Below are 24,926 nucleotides of genomic sequence, written 5' to 3' on the forward strand. Positions count from 1 at the left end.
AAAACACATCATGGAAAAAGCTATAAAAGAACTCAGACTTATTCTCACCGTCGAAAATCTGGATGAATTGATCAGTTTCTACCGGGACACAGTTGGCCTGGAAACATCGAAAGAATGGCACGAGGACGCTGGTAACGGGATCATTCTGGATGCAGGCCGGGCATCCCTTGAATTGATCGACGCCAAACATGCAGCCCGGATCGATCAGATTGAAGTAGGTAGCCGGGTTTCGGGGCCTGTTCGGCTGGCGTTGCGGGTTAGCGAGCCTGTTGCCACTGCAACCGAGAAATTAATTGACGGGGGAGCTACTTCGGTTGCCCCGCCCACAACTGCGCCCTGGAGTGAGGTCTCCCGAGTTAAGGCACCAGATGGTATGCAAATCACCTTATTCGCTACCTCTACACTTGCCGATTAGTTTGCTTAAACAGCCGAAGGAAAAATATTATTAGTATGCTTGCATACTAATTTTGAAATGATTTTCTTTGTCGTATAATTAGTATGCAAGCATAATAAACTGACTGCAATATGATTGCGACAGAGCCTAAAGCCTCCATTAAGGGTGGCGAGTTCCTGATCAAAGAAACCGAAGCCGCCAAAGTCTTTATTCCTGAAGAATTTACTGAAGAGCAACTGATGATTGCGGCTACCTGCCGTGAGTTTCTGGAGCGGGAAATCTGGCCACGTCTGAATGAAATCGACAATGCCAAATCGCCAGAGTTGATTTCGTCTTTGATGGACAAAGCCGGTGAATTGGGCATTCTGGGCACATCAGTGCCTGAGCAGTACGGTGGTTTTGGTACCAATTTTAATACGTCGATGCTGGTTGCCGAAGTAACGGGCGCTGGGCACTCGTTTTCGGTAGCCTTATCCGCTCATACAGGGATTGGCACATTACCCATTGTGTATTATGGTAATGACGATCAGAAATCGAAATACCTGCCTCAACTAGCCAGTGGCGAATGGAAAGCGGCTTATTGCCTAACCGAGCCCGATTCTGGCTCGGATGCGAACTCGGGTAAAACGAAAGCCATCCTTTCCGAAGACGGTAAACACTATGTGCTGAATGGTCAGAAAATGTGGATTACCAATGGTGGATTTGCTGACGTATATATCGTGTTTGCGAAGATCGACGAGAACGGGCAAACAGATAAAAACCTGTCAGCCTTCATCGTTGAGCGTACGTACGAAGGCATCACAATGAACGAGCCGGAGCACAAGATGGGTATCAAAGGCTCCGATACGCGTCAGATTTTCTTCAATGATGTGAAAGTACCGGTTGAGAATTTATTGTCGGAACGTGGCAATGGCTTTAAAATCGCGGTCAATATTCTGAATATCGGTCGGATTAAGCTTGGTATTGCAGCCATTGGCGGTTCGAAAGAAGTGCTTAACAATGCCATCCGCTATTCAAACGAGCGCAAGCAATTTAAAACGGCTATCTCTCAGTTTGGTGCCATCAAGCATAAACTGGCCGAGATGGCCCTGAAGATTTATGCGTCCGAAACAGCCTCCTATCGGGCGGGTCAGAACATCGACGATCTGATCGAGGACTTTAAAGGGCAGGGTATGGAAGACGGCCAGGCGAAATTGAAAGCCCTGGAGCAGTTTGCCATCGAATGCGCCATTATGAAAGTCCACGGATCGGAAGTACTGGATTATGTGGTCGATGAAGGCGTTCAGGTATACGGCGGTATGGGCTACTCAGCCGATGCACCCATGGATCGCTCCTATCGCGATGCCCGTATCAATCGCATTTTTGAAGGCACGAACGAAATCAACCGGATGCTCGTGGTGGACATGATGCTGAAACGGGCCATGAAGGGCGAACTCGACCTAATGGGCCCAGCCATGGCCGTTGCCAAAGAAATCATGTCGATTCCAGATTTTGGATCGGATGAGGAAGAAGGCTTGTTCATTGCTGAGAAAAAAGTCTTGAAGAATCTGAAAAAAGCGGCTCTGATGGTATCGGGCGCTGCTGTACAGAAATTCATGATGACCTTATCGAACGAGCAGGAAATCCTGATGAACGTGGCCGATATGGCAATTGAGGTGTACGTAGCCGAATCTGTCTTGTTGCGTGTTGAAAAACTAATTGGCATCAAAGTGGAAGATGCGGTTGCGCTACAAAAGCAAATGGCCTTAGTCTATTTGCACGAAGCGGTTGAGAAAGTCAACAATGCTGGCCGGGCAGCTATCACCTCCTTTGCCGAAGGCGACGAATTACGCGGTATGTTGATGGGTCTGAAACGGTTCACCAAAATTGAGCCGATGAACCTCAAAGACGCCCGCCGTCAGATTGCCGACGCCATGATTGCCGAGAACAAGTATATTTTTTAAGTATAATCGACAGCTAAATACCGCGAGCCAGCCCACAAGGTTGGCTCGTTTTTTTGTAAGGAAACCTAGTTCAACCCTACTGACATACCGCTGTCACTACCCCACCCGACCTTTGTTGCGGTCATTCACAAATTCCCAACAAATCATGACAACGCAACTGACAATTCCCGAAAACGCTTTATCTGAAAAAGAAACACAGCCATTCACCGCACTCACATTTACGACTCGCACCACCTTACAGACGCTGTCGCAATATGCGCCCAGTGTTGCTATGGAACTCTATAAAGAAGCCAGTCGACTTAATTTGGACATCGCAGGCCCGATTCAATGGATTTATACGGATGCCACTGGCGACGTAACCAAAGAGTTTCAGTTGGAGATTGTCTTACCCATTCGCCAATCGGGCGAGCAATCGGCCGAATTTTCGTACCAGGAGTTTCCCGCATTTCGCTGTTTATCTTACACACACACAGGCCCCTGGAGTGAATTCGGCGAGTTATATGATGTCCTTTTTGGCCAGTTTCACCGGGATGGCAATCAGACAGATGGGCGCGTTCGTGAGGTGTACACTGTCGTTGATTTGGAGCATATGGAAAATTGCGTAACCGAGATCCAGATTGGGCTCCTGTAAACTCACTTTTTAAATAGTAAACGATCTGGTACCGAAGCTGGTAGAAAACCCGGCTTCGGTACTTTTTTATGGACTCCAGCGCGTATCGTGGTTTACGCAGCTTAACCGAGTCTTAGAACGGCCTATTCATGAAAAATCAGCAATCCAATTCCCGGCGAACCTTCCTGCGTAATCTGGGCGCGAGCGCATCGGCTCTGTCGCTACCCCTGCTCGGCTATGCCGATAATCAACTTGTTCAGAACGAATCCAGTGGTCTTTATTCATTCCTGACAAACCCTGATACCAAAGGCCTGGGGCAACCTGGCCGCAAGTTAGGCATTGCCCTGGTTGGCTTAGGCTACTACAGCACGAACCTACTGGCTCCGGCTTTACAACAAACGCAAAACTGCCGCCTGGCGGGTATTGTAACGGGCACGCCGTCAAAAGCCGACGAATGGATGAAGAAGTACAACATTCCGAAGGAGAACGTCTACGACTACAAAACCTTTGATCGAATTGCGGATAACAAAGATATTGATGTGGTCTATGTCGTGCTTCCTAACTCGATGCACGAAGAATACGTTGTTCGAGCAGCCAAAGCGGGCAAGCACGTCATTTGCGAAAAACCCATGGCTATTACGCCAAAGGCCTGCCAGAATATGATCGATGCCTGCAAAAAGGCGAATAAGCAACTGGCCATTGGTTACCGGCTTCACTACGAGCCATTCACCAAAGAGATTATGCGCTTAGGCCAGGAAAAAGTATTTGGAGCCGTCAAATTCGTGGAGAGCAGTGATGGCTTCCGCAGTGGCGATCCTAATCAGTGGCGTCTGAAGAAAAGTATGGCGGGTGGCGGCCCGCTCATGGATGTTGGCATCTACGCCATCCAGGGAGCCCGGTACGTAACGGGCGAAGAACCTATTTCGGTGACAGCCCAGTTTGCCCCGAAAACAGATCCTGTAAAATTCAAGGATGTTGAAGAGACGATGTTCTGGCAGTTTGAATTTCCGAGCGGGGCGGTTTCCAACTCAACCACTAGCTATGCGTCGGGTGTTGAACGGTTGTATGCTTCCTGCGAGAAGGGCTGGTTTGAATTATCGCCCGCGTTCGGCTATGGACCACTGAAAGGCCGTACCAGCAAAGGGCCCATCGAGATGCCGGTTGTGAACCACCAGGCCGCCCACATGGACGGTGTGTGTAAAGACCTCCTTGACGGCAAGCAACTACCCAGTCACGTTACCGGCGAAGAAGGCTTAAAGGATGTGACCTTGTTACAGGCCATTTATCAGGCCGCCGAAACAGGGAAGAAACTTAAGTTGAAAGCGTAAGATGTGAATGGATAATGAATAATGTAAAATGAATAATATCTAACGTGCTAATTATTCATTTTACATTATCCATTATCCATTCACATAAAATCTAATCCTCTCGCACCCGAATGTTAGCCTGAACTACACTCGCCGTTCTGCTGCGAACGGCAGAGGTCATAAAAAAGCCCGTTGCTGTTCGTCCGGTAACATTCGTATTGATGATATTCGTCGGAACATTAGCTGGAGGTGTGGCAAACAGGCCGCCATTTGTAATCTGAGTTCGCAGTTGCTGCCAGAATGTAAATGCGTCCTGCGTTAACGAATGAACCTCTACCTTCACCACGTCATTCAGCGCATACAGGCTGTCGGGATTGACTGACCGACGGATGGGAACAATAAACGCCAGCCCATCGGCAACACTTGAGTTACTGCCAAACACCCCATCCTGTGAGGTAATAATATTTCTGGGTTTATTCTGCAACTCACCATTCTGGAAGAATCGAATCCGGTAATAGTCCACCCGATTAGGGAAGTCAGTAGCATAAAACTCAGCCCGGTAGCCTTCTGTTTTTGACAAAGGGTTGAGCTTCCGTTTCACAAAAATGATCGAGTCGATGGGAGGCACCGGGTTCATTTTCGAGCTAGCCTTGTACGTTTCGCCCTGATAGGTAATTGTTAGTTGGTAGCTTCGTCCAATGTGGCCTAAGGTATCTTTCCCAGCTGGTTGCCAAACGTATTTACCTGTATTTGTAGGATCTACAAACTGATAAGTTTTCCCGGCATCGTCAGCAACCGTAACCGTTGCGCTGGTTGCGGCTGGCGCGGTACTATTATCAAAATAGGGCGCTGTTGTTGTTAGTGTAATCGTTTGTGAACCAGGCTGATCGGTTAGTATACCCTCTACCGAAAGCCGAATTGGTCCCGTATCGAGTTTCGCATCAATAACGGTGGTGCAGCCGTTCAGGCCTAGAACACCAATTAGTAAGGCTAAAAATATATAGTATCGTTGCATATGTAGTATCGACCCAGCGGGTCGGGTGTTTATCAATATATCGGCCGACCCAGAGGGTCGGCGCTACTAAAATTTGAAATTATAGGTCACCGAAGGGATGATTGTCGCGAACACAGAATAGCGAATGGCTTCGGTAACCTGTGGATTGTCGGCGTTCGGCTGGAAATAAACCGAAAACGCATTTTTGCGTGCGTACGCGTTATAAACCGAGAAGACCCAGTTATCTTCTTTTCGTTTACCCGGACGTTTGCGTCCTTGTAGGGTGGCCGCCAGATCGAGTCGGTGATAAGCCGGAATCCGGTAATTGTTGCGGCCGTCGTAGATTGGCCCTACGTAATCGCCAAACACAAATCGACCCGTTGGAAAGGTGCCTGGCGTACCACTGGCATAGGTAAATGTGGCCGAGAAGTTCCAGCGTTTGGCATTTGGCGGATCAAACAACAGCACAGACGTCAGCGTATGTCGTTTATCGAAACGAGTCGGGTACCAGTTATCATTGTTGATTCCAGCTACCTGCCGCTCGGTTTTGGCTAGTGTATAGCTAATCCAACCATTAACTACCCCGGTGTTTCGCTTAATGAAAAACTCAGCTCCATAGGCCCGTCCTTTGCCACTGAGCAAATCCCCTTCGAGGTATTTGTTTAAGATCAGGCTCGCTCCATCAATGTAGTCAATCTGATTCTGTAGCCATTTATAATAGACCTCCACCGAAGCTTCGAACTCACTACCGGCTCCCTTCGTGCGTCCAAAGTTCTTAAAGAAACCACCAGCAATCTGATCCCCAACCTGCGGCTTAATGTTATTGGTAGAGGGCGTCCAGATGTCTAAGGGTGTTGATGCAGTTGTATTGGAAATCAGGTGGATATACTGCGCCAGCCGGTTGTAGCTTAATTTGAGTGAGCTATTATCAGTCAAATCGTATTTGGCGGCAAAACGCGGCTCCCAGTTACCATACGTCTTTACTACATCCCCTCCCCGATACGCCACAGTTGTGACAACTTCTCGCCGGGTTCCCAGGGGTACATCAGTCTGGAATGTATACGCTTCTCCTGGCCCAACGTAGTTGAATAAGGAATAACGAAGGCCATATTGAAGCTGTAGTTTAGTAGTCAGTTGTTGTTCATTTCCAACATAAAGCGCGGCCTCGAAAGCATGTTTATTCGCTATCCCAAATGAACGGACACTTCCCGAACTGGCAGCTGTAGCCGTACCAGGTTGAAAATCATGAATGATAGCCTGTCCGCCAAACGTAATCGTATTCTTCCCCAAAAACAGGGAAAAATCAGGTTTCAAACTATAATCGACAATTCGGGAATCAGTTCGAAAATAGTCATTCGGCGTTTTCTGTTTCAGGTCGGTATTCAGCGAATAGTCGTAATTGCTGTAGTAGGCCGTTGTATTCAGGAATAGCCGGTCGCTGAATACATGGTTCCAGCGGGCCGAAAGCGTCGTGTTTCCCCAGTTGAAACCAAAGTCGGCACCAAACACATCGCGCCCCAGATAGCCCGATAGAAACACGGTATTTTTATCGTTGATATGGTAGTTACCTTTAGCGGTAAGATCGTAAAAATAGAATTTAGCTCCTTTCAAATCGCTGTTTAGAAAGGGTTGGGCCAGAATATCCGCATACGAACGTCGTGCGGCTACAATAAACGATCCTTTTCCTTTAAATAAGGGACGCTCGTACGATAAACGGCTAAAAATAAGCCCAATACCTCCGTTCAATTCTGGTTTCTTGGCATTCCCTTCTTTTAATCGAACATCCAGGATCGATGCAATCCGCCCCCCGTAGTTGGCAGGGATGCCGCCCTTGATGAGTTTCACATCTTTTACAGCATCAGGATTGAATACCGAAAAGAAGCCAAATAAGTGAGATGAATTGTAAACCGGGGCTTCATCCAGCAGCACCAGATTCTGGTCAATACTTCCCCCGCGAACGTTAAAGCCGGTTGCCCCTTCGCCCACGGTTGAAACGCCCGGTAGCAGTTGAATGCTCCGGATAACATCAACCTCGCCCAACAAGGCGGGAATACGTTTTAGAGTTTTTACGTCAATCTTATTGACGCTCATTTCAATATTTTTGACGTTATCGTCTTCGCGTTTCGTGGATACGATGACCTCTTGCAATTGCTTTCCTTCCTGCTTCAGTTCAAGATCCAGGCGCACATTACGATCCGCTAGATCGACCGCTTTCGTTTCTTTTTCATAACCAACATAGCTGATCACCAAGTGGTAACTTCCTGGTGGCAGCGTTACAGCATAAAATCCATAGCTGTTTGTGACAGCCCCAGTGTTCGTTTCTTTTACGTAAACCGAGACACCGATTAACCCTTCTCCATTGGCGGCATCCTTTATGTAGCCACTAACCGTCAGGCCCGCTGCCCGGACACCTTTGTCCTGTGCAGCTCCAATCTTGTTTGTAGTTAACGAACCCTGTGCGTTGCTACTTCGCAGGGGCAGGCAAAAAAGGAAGAGAGAGTATATCCAAAGTAGTGTAGTATATTTCATTGCGTTTGTCGTAGTCCACCTATCTTTAAAATGGCGGTTCGGATTGGTAACGCAAAAGTATGTCTACTCCTATTAGTATTAGGCAAAAATTAGATAAACCATCTAAATCAAGAGCTGAACGGTAGCCGGCGTAGGACAAAACCAATAAGTGTGATTTAGAAAAGGAACAACGGTCAGGATTTTCTATCTTGTTTTTTAATCTGCCTGATTAACGATTGGGCTTCTTTTTTGTCGGTCGTGGGAAAATGAACTGGTAACGATTCTATAAGTTCGGTTAAAATATGGGCAATGATGAGCTGTTGATTGATTCGGTCATCGCTTGGAATTACATACCAGGGATTTTGTTTGGTAGCGGTGGCATTGATCGTATCTTCATAAGCTAGCAGGTGTTTAGGCCAGAACTCCCGCTCTTTCAGATCGTTTTCACTAAGTTTCCATTGCTTTTCCGTGTCTTCTAAACGGGCGATAAGCCGCTTCCCCTGCTCTTCTTTAGACACATGAAGGTAAAATTTCAAGACTGGGAAGCCATTCCGAAACAGGTAATCTTCAAAATGGACAATGTCGTCAAATCGCTGTTTCCAGAGAATAGTTTCGTTTTTAGGGACTAAGTTCGCTGGGATCAACTGCTCTTGTAAGCGCTCCGGGTGAACACGCAGCGCAAGAACTTCCTCGTAATACGAGCGGTTAAATACCCCAATGATACCGCGTTCGGGTAACTCCTGCCAGAATCGCCATAGAAAATCATGCTTCAGGTCTTCCTCTGCCGGCTTCTTGAAAGGGGCCATCTGAAATCGGGATGGATTCACACCTTTAAATATCCGCCGAATACTACTGTCTTTTCCGGCGGCATCCATGGCCTGAAAAACAACCAGCATGCCATAATGGCCATCGGCATGCATCCGATTTTGAGCCTGATCCATACGGATAGCCAGCTCGTCGACCTGTTGGTTTTGGTCGGCTTCATCACGGTAGAACGGCTCGATGAGGGTTGGCATTTCACGAATTGAAAAGGGTTGCCGTCCATCATATCGAAATGTACTTGTCTTAACTTTTCCCATACTACTGCGCCTGAATGACAGGAATTAGCTTCTGTAACTCCTTAAATCGTTTGTCGTCGGGCTCAGGAGTAGAAATTGGCAGTTTTTTAAGTTCGTCGATAATGATTTGTCCGACCAGTAATCGCATATTCTTTTTATCGTCGGCAGGAATTATATACCAGGGCGCATTATCGGTAGCTGTTTCAGCAATGCAGGTCTCGTAGGCATCCTGATAGTCGTCCCAGAAATCACGTTCTTTCACATCCCCTTCCTGAAATTTCCAGTTTTTTTCCTGGTCTTTAATCCGTTCAATCAGCCGCTCGGCCTGTTCCTTTTTTGAAACATGCAGGTAAAACTTAATGGTTGGGAAGCCATTTCGGTAGAGAAACGTTTCCATATCCCGAATTGCCTGGTAGCGGTGTTTAAATAGTTTGTCTAAATCGGCGGTCACTTTTTCGGGCAATCGCTGACTCTGTGTCAGAATTTCCGGATGCACTTTCGTTACCAGTACCTCTTCGTAATACGATCGGTTAAATACCCCAATTGTGCCACGCTCGGGCAGTTCGCGCCAGCTGCGCCATAAAAAGTCGTGGTCGAGTTCCTGATCAGTTGGACGTTTGAACGCATATACTTTTACGCCGGCGGGATTTGTACCCGTAAACACATTCTGAATAGTTCCGTCTTTTCCGGCAGCATCCAACGCCTGAAATACAGTTAGCAAACCGTATCGGTTGTGGGCGTACATCTTTTCCTGCCATTTATCGATTTCAGCGGCCTGTTGCCGAAGTAGTGCTTCATAATGGGCATCATCTTCGTACAAATCATCAACTTTGGTGGGCGCTTTTTTCAGCTTGAAGGATTTGTCTCCGTCGTAACGAAAACGGTCGGTATTGAAGTCTTTCACAGGGTTTGATGGTAAACTTTACGTGGGTAAGCACTGTTAACTAAGTAGACAAATTAACCTAATAAAACCTATAAGGTTTGAGAAATCGGATAGGTTTATAGAATCACAAGTTATGACCACAAATCAATCGACCAATCTGGCTAAAGCGACTTTTGGAACAGGTTGCTTCTGGTGTACAGAGGCCCTCTATGAATCGCTCGATGGTGTTATCTCGGCGGTATCAGGCTACGAAGGTGGGCACAAGGTCAACCCAACTTATACTGAAGTTTGTACCGGCACAACCGGGCATGCCGAGTGTGTAGAAATCACCTATGATCCGGCAAAAATTACTTACCAGGAGTTACTGGAAGCTTTCTTCCGAAGCCATGACCCAACGTCTCTAAATCGGCAGGGTAATGATATTGGTACGCAATATAGATCGGTTATTTTTTACCATACCGATGAACAGAAGCAGCTAGCCGAAACTGCCAAAGTAGAGTTAAACAAGTCGGGGGCATATGATAGCCCAATTGTTACGGAGATCAGCCCAGCCGAAACGTTTTACGAGGCAGAGGCCTATCATCAAAGTTACTTCGCCAATAATCCCAACCAGGGCTATTGCGCCTTTGTCGTTGCTCCCAAAGTTGAGAAATTCAGAAAGGTTTTTAAAGAGAAATTGAAACCTGAGCTTGCTCATTAATACTATAACCACACAAAGGGTATAGCCTTTAAGCTCCTCACTATGAGGAGCTTTTTTTGTATTATTTAGCAAATAGATTAAAAAGCCATGAAATCGACTTATCTGAATGACTTGTTTTCGATGATTTTCATCATCGTCGATAGGTTATACGGCCCTGTTTGCTATGTTTGTTGCGTAGGCGAATATATGACCGATTAATAAGTGGTTCGTCTTAACGTTTGTTAGGCCCATAGATTCGCTTTTACTTTGTCTCAAATTTTAACGCAAACAATTGAATCAAATGAAAAAAATCCACTTTACTCTCTTGCTGGTCCTTGGTCTTTTAGCCGGCACGAAATCGTTCGCTCAGATGTCAATTGACAAAGGGACTAAGTTTATCAACCTGGGTATTGGCGTAGGTGGTTATGCAAGTGCAGGTGGGATCGCCTTTGGAGGCTCTGCGGACTTTGGTGTTGCTCCAAATTTCACCGTCGGTGGCCAGGTAGCCTACCGTAGTTTTAACTATGGCTATATTGGTTATAATGATAAAATCAATTATCTCTACTTTGCAGTTCGCGGTTCATATCACTTTAACGAATTATTGAGCCTAAGTACGGATAAAGCTGATCTTTATGCAGGTCTCGGCTTAGGATACGAGAGTGTTTCTTACAGCAACAGTATTTATAGCGGTACTGCTTTTGGAAGCGGTATTTTCGTTCCTGTTCACCTTGGTGGTCGTTATATGTTTGCTGAGAAAGTAGGAGGATTTGCTGAATTAGGAACAGGCATTGCTCCACTTCTTTTAGGAATTACATTCAAGCTGTAAGCAGAGAAATAATTTAACTAGGCACAAAAAAGGCCAATCCTGATCAGGATTGGCCTTTTTTGTGCCTAGTTAAATTATTTCTCTGCCACTTCCTTCAAACTGGCTACGCCCATATTCCAGAGAATAAAGGAGTAAATGTCGGCGGTGGTTTCGATGTTCTTTTTGGTATTGCTGGCACCGTGGCCCGAGTTGGTGTCAATTCGAATTAGTACGGGATTCTTTCCTTTATATACCTCCTGTAAGGTGGCTGCATACTTAAACGAGTGAGCCGGTACAACCCGGTCATCGTGGTCGGCCGTTGTGATGAGGGTAGATGGGTAGTTCAAACCAGGCTTAATATTCTGTATGGGCGAGTAGGCATATAGTGCCTTAAACTCTTCGGCGTTGTCGCTGCTGCCATAGTCACTAATCCAGCCCCAGCCAACCGTGAATTTATGGAATCGCAGCATATCCATCACACCCACAGCTGGCAAAGCCACCCGAAATAAATCGGGCCGTTGATTAATAACTGCCCCAACTAGCAACCCTCCGTTAGAGCCACCCTCCAGCGCTAACTTTTGTGGAGACGTATACTTCCGACTAATCACATACTCGGCAGCTGCAATACAGTCGTCAAATACATTCTGTTTCTTGAGTTTCATGCCAGCCTCATGCCATTTTTCGCCGTATTCGCCACCGCCCCGCAAATTCATTTGTACGTAAACGCCACCCTGCTCTAAAAAAGGAATCAGCAACGCATTAAAATAGGGAGACAGACTTATGTTAAATCCTCCATATCCATACAATAATGTTGGATTCTGGCTGTCACGTTTGAGCCCTTTTCGATACGTAATGAACATGGGCACTTTAGTACCATCTTTGCTCGTGCAAAACTCCTGTACCGTTTCGTAGTCGGTTGGTTTAAAATCCACCTCCGGCTGCCGGAATAAGGTACTCTTTTTGCTGGCAATATCGTATCGGTAAATTGTTGGCGGAAAGGTGAATGATGTAAATGTGTAAAACACAAACTTGTCGTCCTGTTCGCCCCCAAAACCCGCTGCCGATCCTACAGCAGGCAATTGAAGTTCATGATCTAGTTTACCCGTTGGCAAATCGTAAACATGAATGCGGGTGGTTACGTCCTTTAAATAATTCGCAAATAATTTACCGCCTGCGGTAGAAGCCCCCTCAAGTTTTTCGGGTTTTTCGGCCACAAAGTCTGTCAGTTTCCTCGTATGAGGTTGCACCCGCGAGATTTTGTAATTGGGCGCGCCGTTGTTATGATGTACTAGCAGCTCGTCGCCCAGGTTATCAATAACCGTATAATTGTACTTGAAGCCCTCAAATAATCGCTGAAATGCAGTATCTCCAGCTTTGAGGTCTTTGTACCAGATTTCGGAGCCATCGGTGCCTTCAGAAATGTTCAGGATCAGAAAACGTTCATCCTCGGTAGTTTGTGCACCCATATAACGTAGTGGATGCGCCTTGTCTTCATATACCAATGGATCAGTCGATTGGGTGGTACCTACGCGGTGGAAATACACCTTCTGAAATTCATTCTTGGAAGATAATTCCTGTCCGATGGCTGGTTTATCGTAACGGCTATAATAAAACCCATCGCCTTGCCACGCAGCTCCGCTAAACTTCGTCCATTCGAGTTTTTCGGGTAGCGTCTCAAGCGTATTCATATCCATGATCTGAATGGTTTGCCAATCGGAGCCTGCCTTTGATACCGTATAAGCCGCATAATGCCCGGTTTTGGAAAGACTGAATCCGCCCAGGCGCGTCGTACCATCGGCCGATAATTTGTTGGGATCAATAACTACTTCGGGTTTTCCATCGAGACCTTTCTGACGATATAGCACCGACTGGTTTTGTAAACCATCATTCTTGCGAAAATAAAAATAAGCTCCCTTGCGCGACGGAGCCGAATATTTCGGGTAGTTATAGACCTGCTCCAATCGAGCCTGTAACTGCTTACGATAAGGAATCTGGGCCAGGTAGTCGAAGGTAACTTTGTTTTCAGCTTTGACCCAGTCGGCTGTTTCGGCCGAACGATCATCTTCAAGCCAGCGGTACGGATCGGCAACCTGCGTACCATGATAGCTATCGACCTGATCCGTTTTTCGGGCTTGTGGATACGATAGTGGCTGGGCGGCCTGCCCCAATGCAATGGATGAACTCAGCATGAAACACAAAGGAATAGGTTTAAGAAATTGCATCGGCGGATGAAGGTTAGAACAAATGATAACGAACTACCTACGAATTTACGGCAAACCGCCAGAATCCCTATATTTCTTAGTTATTATTACCTACAGCCGAAGTAATAGCCTGAAAATGGTATTTATTGGTTGACAAACTTGGATATTTAGTAAATAGATAGCTCATTTACAGTCCCTTCCTACAAGCTTATTTTATTTCCATGACACGACTTGGCTGCTTATGCTTCCACTTCCTCTTCCTGAGCTTAGTCCCTCAGTTTGGGTGGACACAGTCAGCTTCGTCAGGTACTGTGTTTCGAATAGACCATGTTGGTGTTAGCGACGGGCTGACGCAGGGATCGGTTTATTATATGCTGAAAGATAGTCGTGGGTTTCTATGGCTAGGCACACAGGATGGTCTAAATCGCTATGATGGGCATCGCTTCCGCACGTATCGTCCAGCACTTAATAAAGATGGAACTATTCAGTCTGGCACCATTCGGGGGATTAATATTTTTGGCATCGTTGAAGACTCCGATGCCAACTTATGGATCGGTACAGAAGAAGGACTAAACCGCTATGATCGAAAGAAAGACCGTTTCGATTGTTTCTTTGTTAATGACTCTAAACATAGGCAAACTCGCCTGAGTAGCCGCACAATTCCATTTTTCATTAACCAAACTGAACTGATTTACCTCAGTGATTCGGAGGGCTTAGTACAGTTCGACTATCGAAAACGGCATAAAACCATATTGGCCGCCAACTTACACCCTACTAAAGAATACGATCTACAAAGCTCGGCAGTTCGATCAGCAACGGGCGATATCTGGCTTCATGCTTCTACAGGTCTACTCCGCTATAATCCTAAAAGCCAATCCCTTTCGCATTATTTCAGCAGCCATCCTCATAACCTGTTTGGGCAGGCGCAGGCCATTTTTTCATTTTATATTGATGCTGACGATATTGTCTGGCTGGGTACTGGAACTGGGCTGATTCGCTTTGATTATCGTCAGGCAACTTATCAGACATACACAGTATTGGGAGCCAAACCTATAAGTGCTATTTATAGCATTGCCTCCGATCAGCGTGGGCGGCTGTGGCTCGGGACGCAACGTGATGGCGTGCTTTACTTCGATAAACGAGCACGAATGTTTGGACAGGTTCATAGCTTCATGAAAAATACCCGCCAATTGAGCGAGTTTAAAATCAGCAAAGTATATATCGATAACCTGGGGATTGTATGGGCCAATACCGATCCTGACGGGCTAGCTCGCATTGTTCCAGATGCCTTTTTATTTGGCGGACTTACGAAAGCCCAGGTTAGTGATACCCTCCCCGCTAATCAACGCCTAAGTAGCTATACCGTCCGGGGTTTTTTAGAAGAGCGCTTCGACCGGCTATGGGTTCTTACCCAAAACGGCATTGATATCCTGGATCCTCGTACCAACCGTATTACAGAGCGCTATCTAACCAATATTCCATCAAGTAGCGGCCCTGTTCGAAGTATTGCCCGAAGCCTTTATCGCGATCCTCAGCGACGCATTTGGGTAGGTAGAACGGGCGGGGTAATGGCGTTCGATCAAAAAACCAAACTATTCGAATCCATTTTGTTTCCATCCTCGACCAGTTTACTAAGCGCCAATTATGTGCGTAACCTGGTCAGCATTTCCGATACAATGCTGGTAGCAGCTACCGAAGATGGGATTTATGCACTGAATACAGTCCAACGTAAATGGTCTAAAGTACCTGTGCTGGATGGGCAGAATATATTTAGCCTTTGGTACAATGCACCCGCCCGGCAGCTATGGGTTGGTACGTATCTGAATGGGTATTACTGCTACCAATTATCCCGAACTGGAGACTCTCCGGCGGGAGGTTTTCAAGCCAGAGGAGTCAAGCCACTGAATTGGAAATTTATCCGATCGGGGTTAAAAGGCTATATGGTGCTCCATATTCGGCCTGATGCCAGCAAGGAAACTCTTTGGCTTTCCTGCGACCGGGGCGCCGTAGCGCTGAACGCTCAAAGTGGCAAGTTTCGTTTGTACACCGAGCGCCAGGGGCTAGCCAGTTCATTTGTCTATGGTACGCTTACCGATGCCCAGAATAAAATCTGGATGAGTACAAACCGAGGCATCTCGCGCTTCGACCCAACCACACAGGCAATGAAAAACTTTACTCCTACAGATGGCCTTCAGGGATACGAGTTCAACGGGAATGCGTTTGTACGCATGGCAAATGGTGAGTTATATTTTGGGGGCGTTAACGGATTTAACCGGTTTCGTCCTGACGCTTTCCATAGCAGTTTAGTTAATCCCTATGTTTATATTTATTCATTGAGCATTAACGAGGTGCCATTTACTACGGATATCTATGTAGGAGAAGCAACGCGCATCGACTTAGATCATACCCAAAATACGCTGGCCCTGGAATTTGCCGCTCTGGATTTCTTTAGCAACGGCCAGAATAATTATCAGTATCAGCTAACTGGCTATGATGACCAATGGGTGCGGGCGGGAGAACGCAATTACGTCCGATACGCAAACCTGCCCCCTGGCGATTATACATTTCAGGTCAAAACAGCAAATCAGGATGGTTATTGGAGTCACCGTATCCACAAACTAGCCATTCATATTGAGCCGCCTTTCTGGAGAAGTATATCCTTTATACTAATCGTTATTGTACTGATCATACTAGCAATATGGGGCTGGATTCGTCAGCGAGAAAATGCTATCCGTCGCCAGGAAGTGGACCGCCTGCGGCTGGCTTATGATATTCAGGAACAGGTAAAAAAAGATATTGCCCGTGACTTACACGATGAAATTGGGACCCGGCTGGCTACGATCAAATTATATACTACTCAACTTACCCAGTTAGCGGGTGAGAACCCGAAGATTTTGGTACTCAAAGCTACCGTATTCGAATTAATCAATGATACCATTAGTGATGTTAGGAACCTGCTTCGAAAACTAAATCCACAAACGCTGGAGCGGCACGGCTATGTAGCAGCTGTGGATGAACTGTTTTCTCGTATTAGTGCAAGTGGTGTTATTGACGCCCAATTCCTTCTCAGCGAACCGACCGAGAATACCGATCGGCTCCCTACTAATACTGAAGTAATGTTATATCGAATTACACAAGAGTTAGTCAGTAACTCGTTAAAACACGCTAACGCCAATCGGATAGATTTACACATGCTCTACCAGTCTGATCGCATTGTGTTAATCTACCAGGACAATGGCCTTGGGTTCAGTTACGAGCAGGCACAAAAAAAGGGAGCTGGCTTAGGCATCGGCAATATTGAATCGCGAGTGGCCTTGCTGGGCGGACGCATTTCCTGGCAGAGCAAACCGAGTTATGGCGTTCAGGCTACAATTGAAATTCCAACCAGTTCTGTTAGCCGACATCGCTCAACTAAATCGCCAACCAATTTGCCACAATCAAGTTAACGAAGGTCATCTATCGGCGTAGAAACGCGGGGAATTATTCCCTGAGAATCGTGGCGGAGTAACATTTCAAATAGCAGAACCGTAGCGGCAGCATCGCCCTGCGCACGGTGCCGACCATTGAGCGGAATACCCAGCGAACGGCAAAGTTTCCCTAAACTATAAGAAGGATAACCCGGAATCAGTTTACGGCTTGTTCGAACGGTGCAAAGGGTTCGTCGAAAGAAATCATGCCCTAACCAATTCAATTCTTTCTGTATAAAACTAAAGTCGAAGCCGACGTTATGCGCTACGAAAACAGCATCTTCAGTAATACTAAGGACATCGTTAGCCACGTCGGCAAAGGTGGGTGCATCCTGAACCATTTCTTCCGTTATACCAGTCAGATGCCGGATAAAGGGTGGAATCGGGCAACCAGGATTTAACAAGGAATGGAAAGAATCAACAACCTGCTGACCGTCGTGACGGAAGATGGCAATTTCAGTAAGGCGGGATGGGCCTTTCACGCCCCCAGTTGTTTCAACATCAACGATACAATACACTCACGAATCGGTTAGCGCCACTCTATCGGCGCGTTTATTAGTAAACACTTTTCAGCAAGCAATCAGTTCGCTCCTGACGATCTGGCAATTGTCTATTCTTGTATAGCAGGCAACGGCAAAGACGCCTGCAAAGGTCGGGATAAAATTGGTTTACGAGCAACTACCCCCTGCTGAATCAACCGGAGTGTGTAGTCGAGCACATAATCTCGGTTACTCATCAGATCATCGTAACTACGTGTAACCGTAAAATCGGGTTCAACCGTAAAACCATTTGCCCGATCTGGCACAACCGCATGGGTTAGTTTTTTTAGTGGAATCCGAACCTGAAGCTTAGAATAAGGCAGGGTTACGGTTTTAAAGTGACCTGCAAAATCTCCCCAATACGCGCTCCCGCTGGCTTCGCCAATGAACGTTCCCATGCCGGCATCAAGCGTTTTGGCCAAAACAGTCGTCGTTGCCGAAAAAGATGCACCGTTCATCAGGAAATACAGATTTCCCATAAATGCATCCTTATGACGAGGCCGATAACGCCGGTGTGACGAGCGACTGGCAAAACCACCCGCATCATCGGATTTATATTGGAGGCTAAAATTGAGTACCGATAGCGGATTCCAACGGGTAATAAGCTCAGCTTTGGCAGCCCGTTTCATTTCCTCCTGCTGCATGAGTCGGAACGGCTTTGGCATCCAATAGCGTAGTAATCGGGCTGAATTCAGCACCACTCCTCCCCCATTCCCCTGCATATCAACAACAAGGTTCTGGATATTGTCTTGACGGAGTTGTTTAAAAGCCCGCTTCAAACGTCGGTTAAATGCCCACTGAAACGGGTCTTTCTTTTTCAAGCCCATAAAAGACGACACGCGTAACACAGCCGTATGCGTAAGTGTATCTACAACCCGGACGGATAGGTTGGCCGGCTGATTCATCTCAACACCGTATCGACGTCGTATCGTTGTCCGAAAATTACTCAGATTCGGGCAGCGCAGGCGAGTTTGTCGAACCAGCGTATCGCCCGAAAGCCGGTACGTAATCGAAACTGAATCGGCAGAACCATACCAGGCTGCATAATAGTCAGCAAATTGCACCAGGCTCCACTGTCGGCGTCCGGTTAAATTATCACCATCGGAGCCGGAGTGGTCGGAATTCATTAGTTCGGTATGCAAATCGCCTATGGTACGGCCATTTATGGTAAGCAGTTCCGTACCGCGCTGAAGGCTCGTATCGGCCGAAACATTATGACTGATAAAATACCTGGTATCGACGGGTCGAATATAAAATGGCAGGAAACGAGTCTGCTTCCCAATATAGTTTTTGCGGTGATTCAGGTTTGTATGCCCGTCTTTCAGTGCCGTAACGTATGGACTGAGATGGTGAAAAAACGTAAGGTAATCCATCGGCGCAGTTAGCCGGTTATAGAGCGAATCGTAAAGTTGCTCCATACGCGGTTGGGGTGTATAATAACCCATGCCCGGATGCAATAGATCCAGTTTACGCTTAAGGTAAGTAAAATCGGTACGAGTCTGGGCAGCGGTCAGCGTCTGGGCGGGTGCCGTCAGGCAAGCCATCCCGATCAGCAAGCCCATTAAGCATAGAGTTTGGCCAATCTTCATCTTCACACGTTACGGTAGCAATCCATCTTTTCTGATGGGGCACTATTTGTAGGGTGAAGATAAGATTTGGCCTAACTATAATCAAGCAAAAATGTTTAACTATTCATTAAAATTTTGCACCTGCCTGAAAAAACAGGTCAATTCGTAACCTAACGGATCATTACTATTTAGTTAGTATAGCTCGTCTGCTAACTATCTTTACGGTGTGGAATCACCGTCCAGTGTTTTGCACCGGGTATGCGCTCAGCAACAATCGCGGCTGCTACGTCTTCCAGATTTTCTTCGTTTGTTGTGAAGAACAAGCTTTTAGACTGATCATCATTCTGCGTTGTGCGCACCTCATAATATTCATTATGGTGTTCAATCGTATGTTTCTCAACAAGTTGGTATTGTGCCATAGTAGTAGAATAGTTAGATAAGAGTAACTCACAATCCAGACAGATAGTTATTCGGACAAATCACAGAATCCCAAGCTTACTTACCCAAGTACTGTAATTAGTGCAGCCCCACCCACCATAATGCCTGCCCCAATGAGTTTCCGCAGGATTCCTTGCTCACGAAAAAACTGGTATCCGAATAAAACACTGACTAAGGCTGATATCTGAAACAGGGCTAATACATACCCAACCGGCATAGCCGCCAGCGCAATATTACTCGCCATCTGTGATATACCAATAGTGACACACAAAGCCAGGTAAGTTGTTTTCTGTGCAAGAAACACCGTAATCTGCCCGCGCCAGGTGGTGCGCATGGTTCGTATAATCCAGATCAGGGTAAACCCAAAACCCAATAAGCACCAGTAAAAAAAAGCGATGGTCGGCGTTGAAAGGATAATGGCTTTCTTTAGAAATGCCCCATCAATGGCCGACAGTACGAGAGCCACTAACCGTAACTTCACCTCTGGTCGCTTAACTAGCCCGATAACACCTAAAAAACCAGACTGCCTGACACGCTGTTCCTTATCATTTAACACAACATAGCTCCCCGCCACAATCAGCAATACACCCGCTACGCCCCACCAGCCAGGGATTTCATTCAGTAAAAAAATACTGAACAACATGCCCACAACGGCCTTATAGGCATTAATCGGCCCCAGTACCGACAAATCGCCGATGTGAATGGCTCGCACCAGAAACACATTTCCAAACATAGCAAACAGGCTGCTCACCAGCATACTTTGCCAAAATTCAGTGGATAATCCTACTAAACGGAGTTGTGGCCAGAATACAAGACTAACTGCCATTAAAACCCCGTACGTTACCGACATAATGAAAAGAGGGTCTGCTGTCCGTTGTGCCAGTTGTTTTTGAAACACATTGGCTAATGGATTGACCAGAATACGTACCAGAATGGCAAAAGAAGTAAGTGTAAGTATGGTTAGGATCATAAAAAGCATTGCAAACAGCCAGTATTTAGCCAAACTGGCTAGTGAGCAAATTTAATTTTAATGACAACATCAATGCTTCTCTCGCAGGATTAACTGGATTTCCGCTCAATAAAAACCCTATTGAGCCTGTAATCCTGTCAAAAAAACTTGTCGTGAACCTTTTTTAACACATCACTTTCCTGATTAACAAACAATTCGTACCTTTGCGGTCTTATTTTGGATCGACCAATCGAAGTGAACCCATTACGCGCATACGACATTCATATTGTCGGTCTTGACAACAAACGTTACGAGTACGATTTCACGTCGGACAACTCGTTTTTTGTCGCGCTGGAGCAGGAATTGATCAAGGCTGGTACTGTTAAGACACATTTGGTACTTGAGAAATCCGAAACGATGATTCGGCTTGATTTTCATATCGTAGGGGTAGTTGAACAAACCTGCGATCGGAGTCTGGACGAATACGATGAGCCTGTTGATACCCGTCAATCAATGTTGCTTAAGTTCGGCGACCACAACGAAGAGTTGAGCGACGAAATCGAGCTTATCGAACGAAATACAACAACGATTAATGTAGCCCGCTACATTTTTGAGTTCATTAGCCTTTCACTTCCTATGAAACGACTTCACCCTCGTTTCCGGGACGAAGAAGAGGAGGAGGATGAAGAAAACGGTAAAGTTATTTATCGTTCCGGTGACGTAGAAAGTAACGATGCAGACGACCAGCAGACTATTGACCCCCGCTGGGCCGCTTTGCGAAAACTGAGTGATAATTAATTCGTTTGACGTTCGTGGTTTGAAGTTGTTACTGCACCTTCAATAATGGACTACAAACCGTAAACTATAAACTACAAACTTAACAATGGCACACCCCAAACGACGCCACTCCAGCACCCGGCGCGATAAACGCAGAACACATTACAAAGCTACCCCAGTAGCTCTTTCAACCGACGCTCAAACAGGCGAAGTGCATCAGCGCCACCACGCCCACGTTTTTGAAGGAAATCTGTTCTACAAAGGGCAAATGGTTATTGAGAATTACGCCAAAACGGCCTAAATCTTACTGATTGCTGAAAAGTATTTCGTTGACGTCTTTCCGAAGATGAACGCGAAATACTTTTTTATTGCCCGTCACCTCCCTATTTTTACGCGTATTTAGTTTATAATCCAGCTTACCTGGGAGATATTGAACAAACCGAGTCAATGAAAATTGCAGTGGACGCAATGGGTGGCGATTTCGCTCCCGAAGCAATTGTGGAAGGAGTTATACTGGCCGCTGCTGAATTGCCGGAACATGTAACTATTGTGCTGATTGGAAAGCAGTCTGTTGTTCAGGCGCTCATGCAAAAGCACAGTGCAGATGCAGTTGCCAACATTGAACTGGTCAACGCAGAGGACGTTATCGAAATGAGTGAGCATCCGACCAAGGCGCTCTCACAGAAGCCCAATTCCAGTATTGGAGTTGGGTTTAAGCTTTTGAAAGACGGCCAGGTCAACGCGTTTTGCAGTGCTGGTAATACGGGAGCAATGCACGTAGGTGCTCTGTTCAGTATTAAAGCGATTGAAGGCATTTTGCGTCCATGTATTGCGGGTTTTGTTCCGCAATTAACTGGCGGCTATGCAGTTATGCTCGATATTGGAGCCAATGCTGATTGCAAGCCCGAAATGCTGGCTCAATTTGGCGTGGTGGGCTCGATCTACGCCCAATATATTTTTGGCATTGACCAGCCTCGGGTTGCCTTGATGAATATTGGTTCGGAAGAGCAAAAGGGGTCACTCGTTGCACAGGCGGCACATCAACTCCTGAAAGAAAATCGTCGAATTAATTTTGTTGGAAATATTGAAGGGGGAGACTTCTTTGAAGGAAAAGCCGATGTAATTATAACGGATGGCTTTACGGGCAATACCATGTTTAAATTAGGGGAATCCTTTTATAAGGTTGCCAGCCAACGTGGTATCAGCGATGAATTCCTGGATAAAACCAATTATGAATCTGTGGGTGGGAGCCCAATTTTGGGCGTTAATGGCAATGTGATTATCGCCCACGGAATCTCGTCGCCCTTAGCCATAAAAAACATGATTAACCTGGCCATCCGGCAGGTTGAGTCCAATGCATACACTAAAATTGCACAAGCACTGAGTTAGTTTGCTGTTTACAGTTTACAGTTGGCTATCGCATGATAGTATAGTAAGGATGCGTCAGCTAACGATAAACCGTAAACTGAAAACTTTCCAATATCACTTATGAGTAAAGCTGCCATAACAGGAATCCACGGCTACGTTCCCGACTATGTGCTGACCAATGCCGAATTGGAGCGTATGGTGGATACAAATGATGAATGGATTACAAGCCGCACCGGTATTAAAGAACGACATATTCTGAAAGGCGAAGGCATGGGTTCTTCGCACATGGGTGCAAAGGCTGTGGCAGGTTTGCTGGAAAAGCTTAACATTAAGCCGGAAGAAGTCGATTTACTCATCTGCGCTACTACCACCCCCGATTATGTGTTCCCCTGTACCGCCAATCTCATCTGCGATATGGTTGGTATCCGAAATGTCGGAAGCTTCGATATTCAGGCAGCTTGCTCGGGTTTCTTATATGCACTTACCGTTGGTTCCCAATTTATTGAAACAGGTAAGTATAAAAAAGTAGTGGTTGTTGGAGCTGATAAGATGTCGGCTATTGTCGATTATACGGACCGGACTACCTGTGTCCTGTTTGGCGATGGAGCCGGTGCTGTCATGCTCGAACCGAATGCCGATGGCTTTGGCATCGTGGATTCTATTATCAAATCGGATGGAATTGGGCAAAACCATTTATTCCAGAAGGCCGGGGGTAGCCGTTACCCACCCACCCACGAAACGGTAGAAAAACGCTGGCACTACGTTTATCAGGATGGGCCTTCTGTCTTTAAGTTCGCCGTGAAAAACATGGCAGACGTATCAGCAGAGATCATGGAGCGTAATCGCCTTTCAGGATCTGATGTCGCCTGGCTAGTGCCTCACCAGGCAAATAAACGTATCATTGATGCCACTGCACACAGAATGGGAATCGAGTCGGAGCGGGTCATGATGAATATCCATAAGTATGGCAACACGACAGCAGCCACGATTCCACTGTGCTTATTCGATTACGAGTCTCAGCTCAAAAAGGGCGACAATTTAGTGTTAGCCGCTTTTGGTGGAGGCTTTACCTGGGGAGCCGCTTATGTGAAGTGGGCCTATTAACTCTTAAATGGATAATGAACAATGCATAATGGGCTTAACCAAACACGTTAGCTCAGTTTCTGTTTTATTATTCATTTTACATTAATCATTATTCATTAATAAAAAATGGCAACGACCGCAGATATCCGCAACGGACTGGTCTTAAATTACAACAACGACCTTTTTCAAATAACAGAATTTCAACACGTTAAGCCCGGCAAAGGTGCTGCGTTCGTACGTACCAAACTGAAAAGCCTGACAACGGGTCGCGTGATTGATAATACCTTCAACTCGGGAGCAACAATTTACCCTGTGCGTGTTGAACGCCGAAAATTCCAATATCTTTACAAAGATGAATCCGGGTATAACTTCATGGATCAGGAGTCATTTGATCAAATCAACCTCGACGAAAAACTTGTTGAAGGAGCTGATCTGATGAAAGAAGGCCAGGAGGTCGAAATTCTGATCAATGCCGATGCCGACACACCCCTTTCCTGTGAGTTACCACCGTTCGTTGAGCTGGAAGTAACCTATGCCGAACCAGGCATCAAAGGCGATACAGCCAACAGCCCCAAAAAGCGGGTTGAAGTAGAGTCGGGAGCTAAAATTATGGTGCCGCTATTTATCGAATCTGGTCAAAAAATACGGGTTGATACCCGCACACGCGATTACGTAGAACGAGTGAAATAAGTTTTTGAATGATGAATTATAAATGATGAGTATACCAAGCTGATTGTCATTCATAATTCATCATCGCTCCGGCGACCCGGTCATCATCCAAAAGCTATGAGTACACAAGATATTCAACAACTAATCGACTTTATCTCGCAATCGGGCCTGGATGAAGTCAATATCGAAACAACTGACCTGAAAATCAGCGTCAAACGGTATGGACAAGGCGCTCCTGTCGCTCCCGTTGCTGCACCAGCAGCTCCGGCTCCAGTTGCACAGGCGGCTCCGGTAGCTAGCATGCCAACAGCTGCGGCCACGCCAGTAGTATCGGCACCAAAAGCTGATACGTCGAACTACATCACCATCAAATCGCCGATGATTGGCACCTTCTATCGGTCGGCGAATCCAGAATCGCCCATGTTTGTAGAGGTGGGTGATAGTGTCACCGAAGGCAAAGTTGTTTGCATCATCGAAGCCATGAAGCTCTTCAACGAAATCGAGTCGGAAGTATCGGGCCGCATCGTGAAGATTCTGGTAGAAAATGCCACTCCAGTCGAATACGACCAACCGCTGTTTTTGGTAGAACCCATTTAATTTAATGAGTGAATGAGCGAATGACCGGGCCGCCGGAGCGGTGATTGAGTGAATGTAGGCATGCATCAGCTATTCATTCACTCAATCAC

At 46.3% G+C, this 24,926-nt stretch carries 22 protein-coding genes; 13 read left to right on the forward strand and 9 right to left on the reverse strand.

Features of this window, described 5'->3' with window-relative positions; genetic code table 11:
* The first annotated feature begins 10 nt into the window (after nt 1-10).
* The 4 genes from EXU85_RS33880 (at nt 11) to EXU85_RS33895 (ending at nt 4,275) form a co-directional block, all read left to right on the forward strand.
* The gene (locus EXU85_RS33880) at nt 11-415 is read left to right on the forward strand and encodes a VOC family protein (RefSeq protein ID WP_142776314.1); all 405 of its coding nucleotides are present in this window, start codon (nt 11-13) and stop codon (nt 413-415) included.
* Nucleotides 416-525: 110 nt separating this feature from the next.
* Nucleotides 526-2,337, forward strand: coding sequence for an acyl-CoA dehydrogenase family protein (locus tag EXU85_RS33885; protein WP_142776315.1), 1,812 nt, complete (start codon nt 526-528; stop codon nt 2,335-2,337).
* Nucleotides 2,338-2,482: 145 nt separating this feature from the next.
* Nucleotides 2,483-2,968: a GyrI-like domain-containing protein gene (locus tag EXU85_RS33890; RefSeq protein WP_142776316.1), complete on the forward strand. Its 486-nt coding sequence runs from the start codon at nt 2,483-2,485 to the stop codon at nt 2,966-2,968.
* Nucleotides 2,969-3,096: 128 nt separating this feature from the next.
* Nucleotides 3,097-4,275 carry a Gfo/Idh/MocA family protein gene (locus EXU85_RS33895; protein ID WP_142776317.1) on the forward strand — a complete coding sequence of 393 codons (1,179 nt, stop codon included), beginning with the start codon at nt 3,097-3,099 and terminating at the stop codon, nt 4,273-4,275.
* A gap of 91 nt (nt 4,276-4,366) precedes the next feature.
* Here the strand turns inward: EXU85_RS33895 and EXU85_RS33900 are convergent, their stop codons facing one another.
* The 4 genes from EXU85_RS33900 to EXU85_RS33915 all read right to left on the reverse strand — a co-directional run bounded on the left by EXU85_RS33900 (nt 4,367) and on the right by EXU85_RS33915 (nt 9,718).
* Nucleotides 4,367-5,269 carry a DUF4249 domain-containing protein gene (locus EXU85_RS33900; RefSeq protein ID WP_142776318.1) on the reverse strand — a complete coding sequence of 301 codons (903 nt, stop codon included), beginning with the start codon at nt 5,267-5,269 and terminating at the stop codon, nt 4,367-4,369.
* A 66-nt stretch (nt 5,270-5,335) separates the two neighbouring features.
* Complete coding sequence (locus tag EXU85_RS33905) at nt 5,336-7,777, reverse strand: TonB-dependent receptor (protein ID WP_142776319.1); 2,442 nt, start codon at nt 7,775-7,777, stop codon at nt 5,336-5,338.
* 173 nt (nt 7,778-7,950) lie between these two features.
* Nucleotides 7,951-8,835, reverse strand: a complete 885-nt coding sequence (locus tag EXU85_RS33910; RefSeq protein ID WP_142776320.1) for a PPK2 family polyphosphate kinase — start codon at nt 8,833-8,835, stop codon at nt 7,951-7,953.
* A 1-nt stretch (nt 8,836) separates the two neighbouring features.
* The gene (locus tag EXU85_RS33915) at nt 8,837-9,718 is read right to left on the reverse strand and encodes a PPK2 family polyphosphate kinase (RefSeq protein ID WP_142776321.1); all 882 of its coding nucleotides are present in this window, start codon (nt 9,716-9,718) and stop codon (nt 8,837-8,839) included.
* A gap of 112 nt (nt 9,719-9,830) precedes the next feature.
* On the opposite strand from EXU85_RS33915, the gene msrA reads away from it, so the two are divergent.
* Both msrA and EXU85_RS33925 read left to right on the forward strand, forming a co-directional pair.
* Complete coding sequence (gene msrA / locus EXU85_RS33920; RefSeq protein WP_142776322.1) at nt 9,831-10,397, forward strand: peptide-methionine (S)-S-oxide reductase MsrA; 567 nt, start codon at nt 9,831-9,833, stop codon at nt 10,395-10,397.
* A gap of 280 nt (nt 10,398-10,677) precedes the next feature.
* Nucleotides 10,678-11,202 (forward strand): hypothetical protein, encoded by a 525-nt coding sequence (locus EXU85_RS33925; protein ID WP_142776323.1) that lies wholly within the window; start codon nt 10,678-10,680, stop codon nt 11,200-11,202.
* A 74-nt stretch (nt 11,203-11,276) separates the two neighbouring features.
* Here the strand turns inward: EXU85_RS33925 and EXU85_RS33930 are convergent, their stop codons facing one another.
* Nucleotides 11,277-13,403, reverse strand: a complete 2,127-nt coding sequence (locus EXU85_RS33930) for a prolyl oligopeptidase family protein (protein ID WP_246859362.1) — start codon at nt 13,401-13,403, stop codon at nt 11,277-11,279.
* 200 nt (nt 13,404-13,603) lie between these two features.
* Between EXU85_RS33930 and EXU85_RS33935 the strand changes: the two genes are divergently transcribed.
* On the forward strand, nt 13,604-16,828 hold the full coding sequence (locus tag EXU85_RS33935) for a sensor histidine kinase (protein ID WP_142776324.1): 3,225 nt from the start codon (nt 13,604-13,606) through the stop codon (nt 16,826-16,828).
* Here the strand turns inward: EXU85_RS33935 and EXU85_RS33940 are convergent.
* The 4 genes from EXU85_RS33940 to EXU85_RS33955 all read right to left on the reverse strand — a co-directional run bounded on the left by EXU85_RS33940 (nt 16,825) and on the right by EXU85_RS33955 (nt 20,364).
* Nucleotides 16,825-17,367, reverse strand: a complete 543-nt coding sequence (locus EXU85_RS33940; RefSeq protein ID WP_142776325.1) for a PolC-type DNA polymerase III — start codon at nt 17,365-17,367, stop codon at nt 16,825-16,827. The two genes, EXU85_RS33935 and EXU85_RS33940, sit on opposite strands and share 4 nt — an antisense overlap.
* Nucleotides 17,368-17,459: 92 nt before the next feature.
* Nucleotides 17,460-18,977 carry a S41 family peptidase gene (locus EXU85_RS33945; RefSeq protein WP_142776326.1) on the reverse strand — a complete coding sequence of 506 codons (1,518 nt, stop codon included), beginning with the start codon at nt 18,975-18,977 and terminating at the stop codon, nt 17,460-17,462.
* A gap of 188 nt (nt 18,978-19,165) precedes the next feature.
* On the reverse strand, nt 19,166-19,375 hold the full coding sequence (locus EXU85_RS33950) for a hypothetical protein (RefSeq protein WP_142776327.1): 210 nt from the start codon (nt 19,373-19,375) through the stop codon (nt 19,166-19,168).
* 80 nt (nt 19,376-19,455) lie between these two features.
* Nucleotides 19,456-20,364, reverse strand: a complete 909-nt coding sequence (locus EXU85_RS33955) for a DMT family transporter (RefSeq protein WP_142776328.1) — start codon at nt 20,362-20,364, stop codon at nt 19,456-19,458.
* A gap of 234 nt (nt 20,365-20,598) precedes the next feature.
* Here EXU85_RS33955 and EXU85_RS33960 point away from each other — a divergent pair, with 234 nt between their 5' ends.
* The 6 genes from EXU85_RS33960 to accB all read left to right on the forward strand — a co-directional run bounded on the left by EXU85_RS33960 (nt 20,599) and on the right by accB (nt 24,837).
* A complete protein-coding gene (locus tag EXU85_RS33960; RefSeq protein ID WP_142776329.1) occupies nt 20,599-21,141 on the forward strand; it encodes a DUF177 domain-containing protein in 543 nt (180 codons plus the stop codon).
* An 85-nt stretch (nt 21,142-21,226) separates the two neighbouring features.
* On the forward strand, nt 21,227-21,421 hold the full coding sequence (rpmF, locus tag EXU85_RS33965; protein ID WP_142776330.1) for a 50S ribosomal protein L32: 195 nt from the start codon (nt 21,227-21,229) through the stop codon (nt 21,419-21,421).
* Between the two features lie 146 nt (nt 21,422-21,567).
* Complete coding sequence (gene plsX / locus EXU85_RS33970; RefSeq protein ID WP_142776331.1) at nt 21,568-22,509, forward strand: phosphate acyltransferase PlsX; 942 nt, start codon at nt 21,568-21,570, stop codon at nt 22,507-22,509.
* Nucleotides 22,510-22,608: 99 nt separating this feature from the next.
* A complete protein-coding gene (locus tag EXU85_RS33975; RefSeq protein ID WP_142776332.1) occupies nt 22,609-23,592 on the forward strand; it encodes a beta-ketoacyl-ACP synthase III in 984 nt (327 codons plus the stop codon).
* A 105-nt stretch (nt 23,593-23,697) separates the two neighbouring features.
* Complete coding sequence (gene efp / locus EXU85_RS33980; protein ID WP_142776333.1) at nt 23,698-24,261, forward strand: elongation factor P; 564 nt, start codon at nt 23,698-23,700, stop codon at nt 24,259-24,261.
* Nucleotides 24,262-24,357: 96 nt separating this feature from the next.
* Nucleotides 24,358-24,837 (forward strand): acetyl-CoA carboxylase biotin carboxyl carrier protein, encoded by a 480-nt coding sequence (gene accB, locus EXU85_RS33985; protein WP_142776334.1) that lies wholly within the window; start codon nt 24,358-24,360, stop codon nt 24,835-24,837.
* Nucleotides 24,838-24,926 lie beyond the last annotated feature (89 nt).

This window comes from Spirosoma sp. KCTC 42546, from assembly GCF_006965485.1.
GTDB lineage: Bacteria > Bacteroidota > Bacteroidia > Cytophagales > Spirosomataceae > Spirosoma.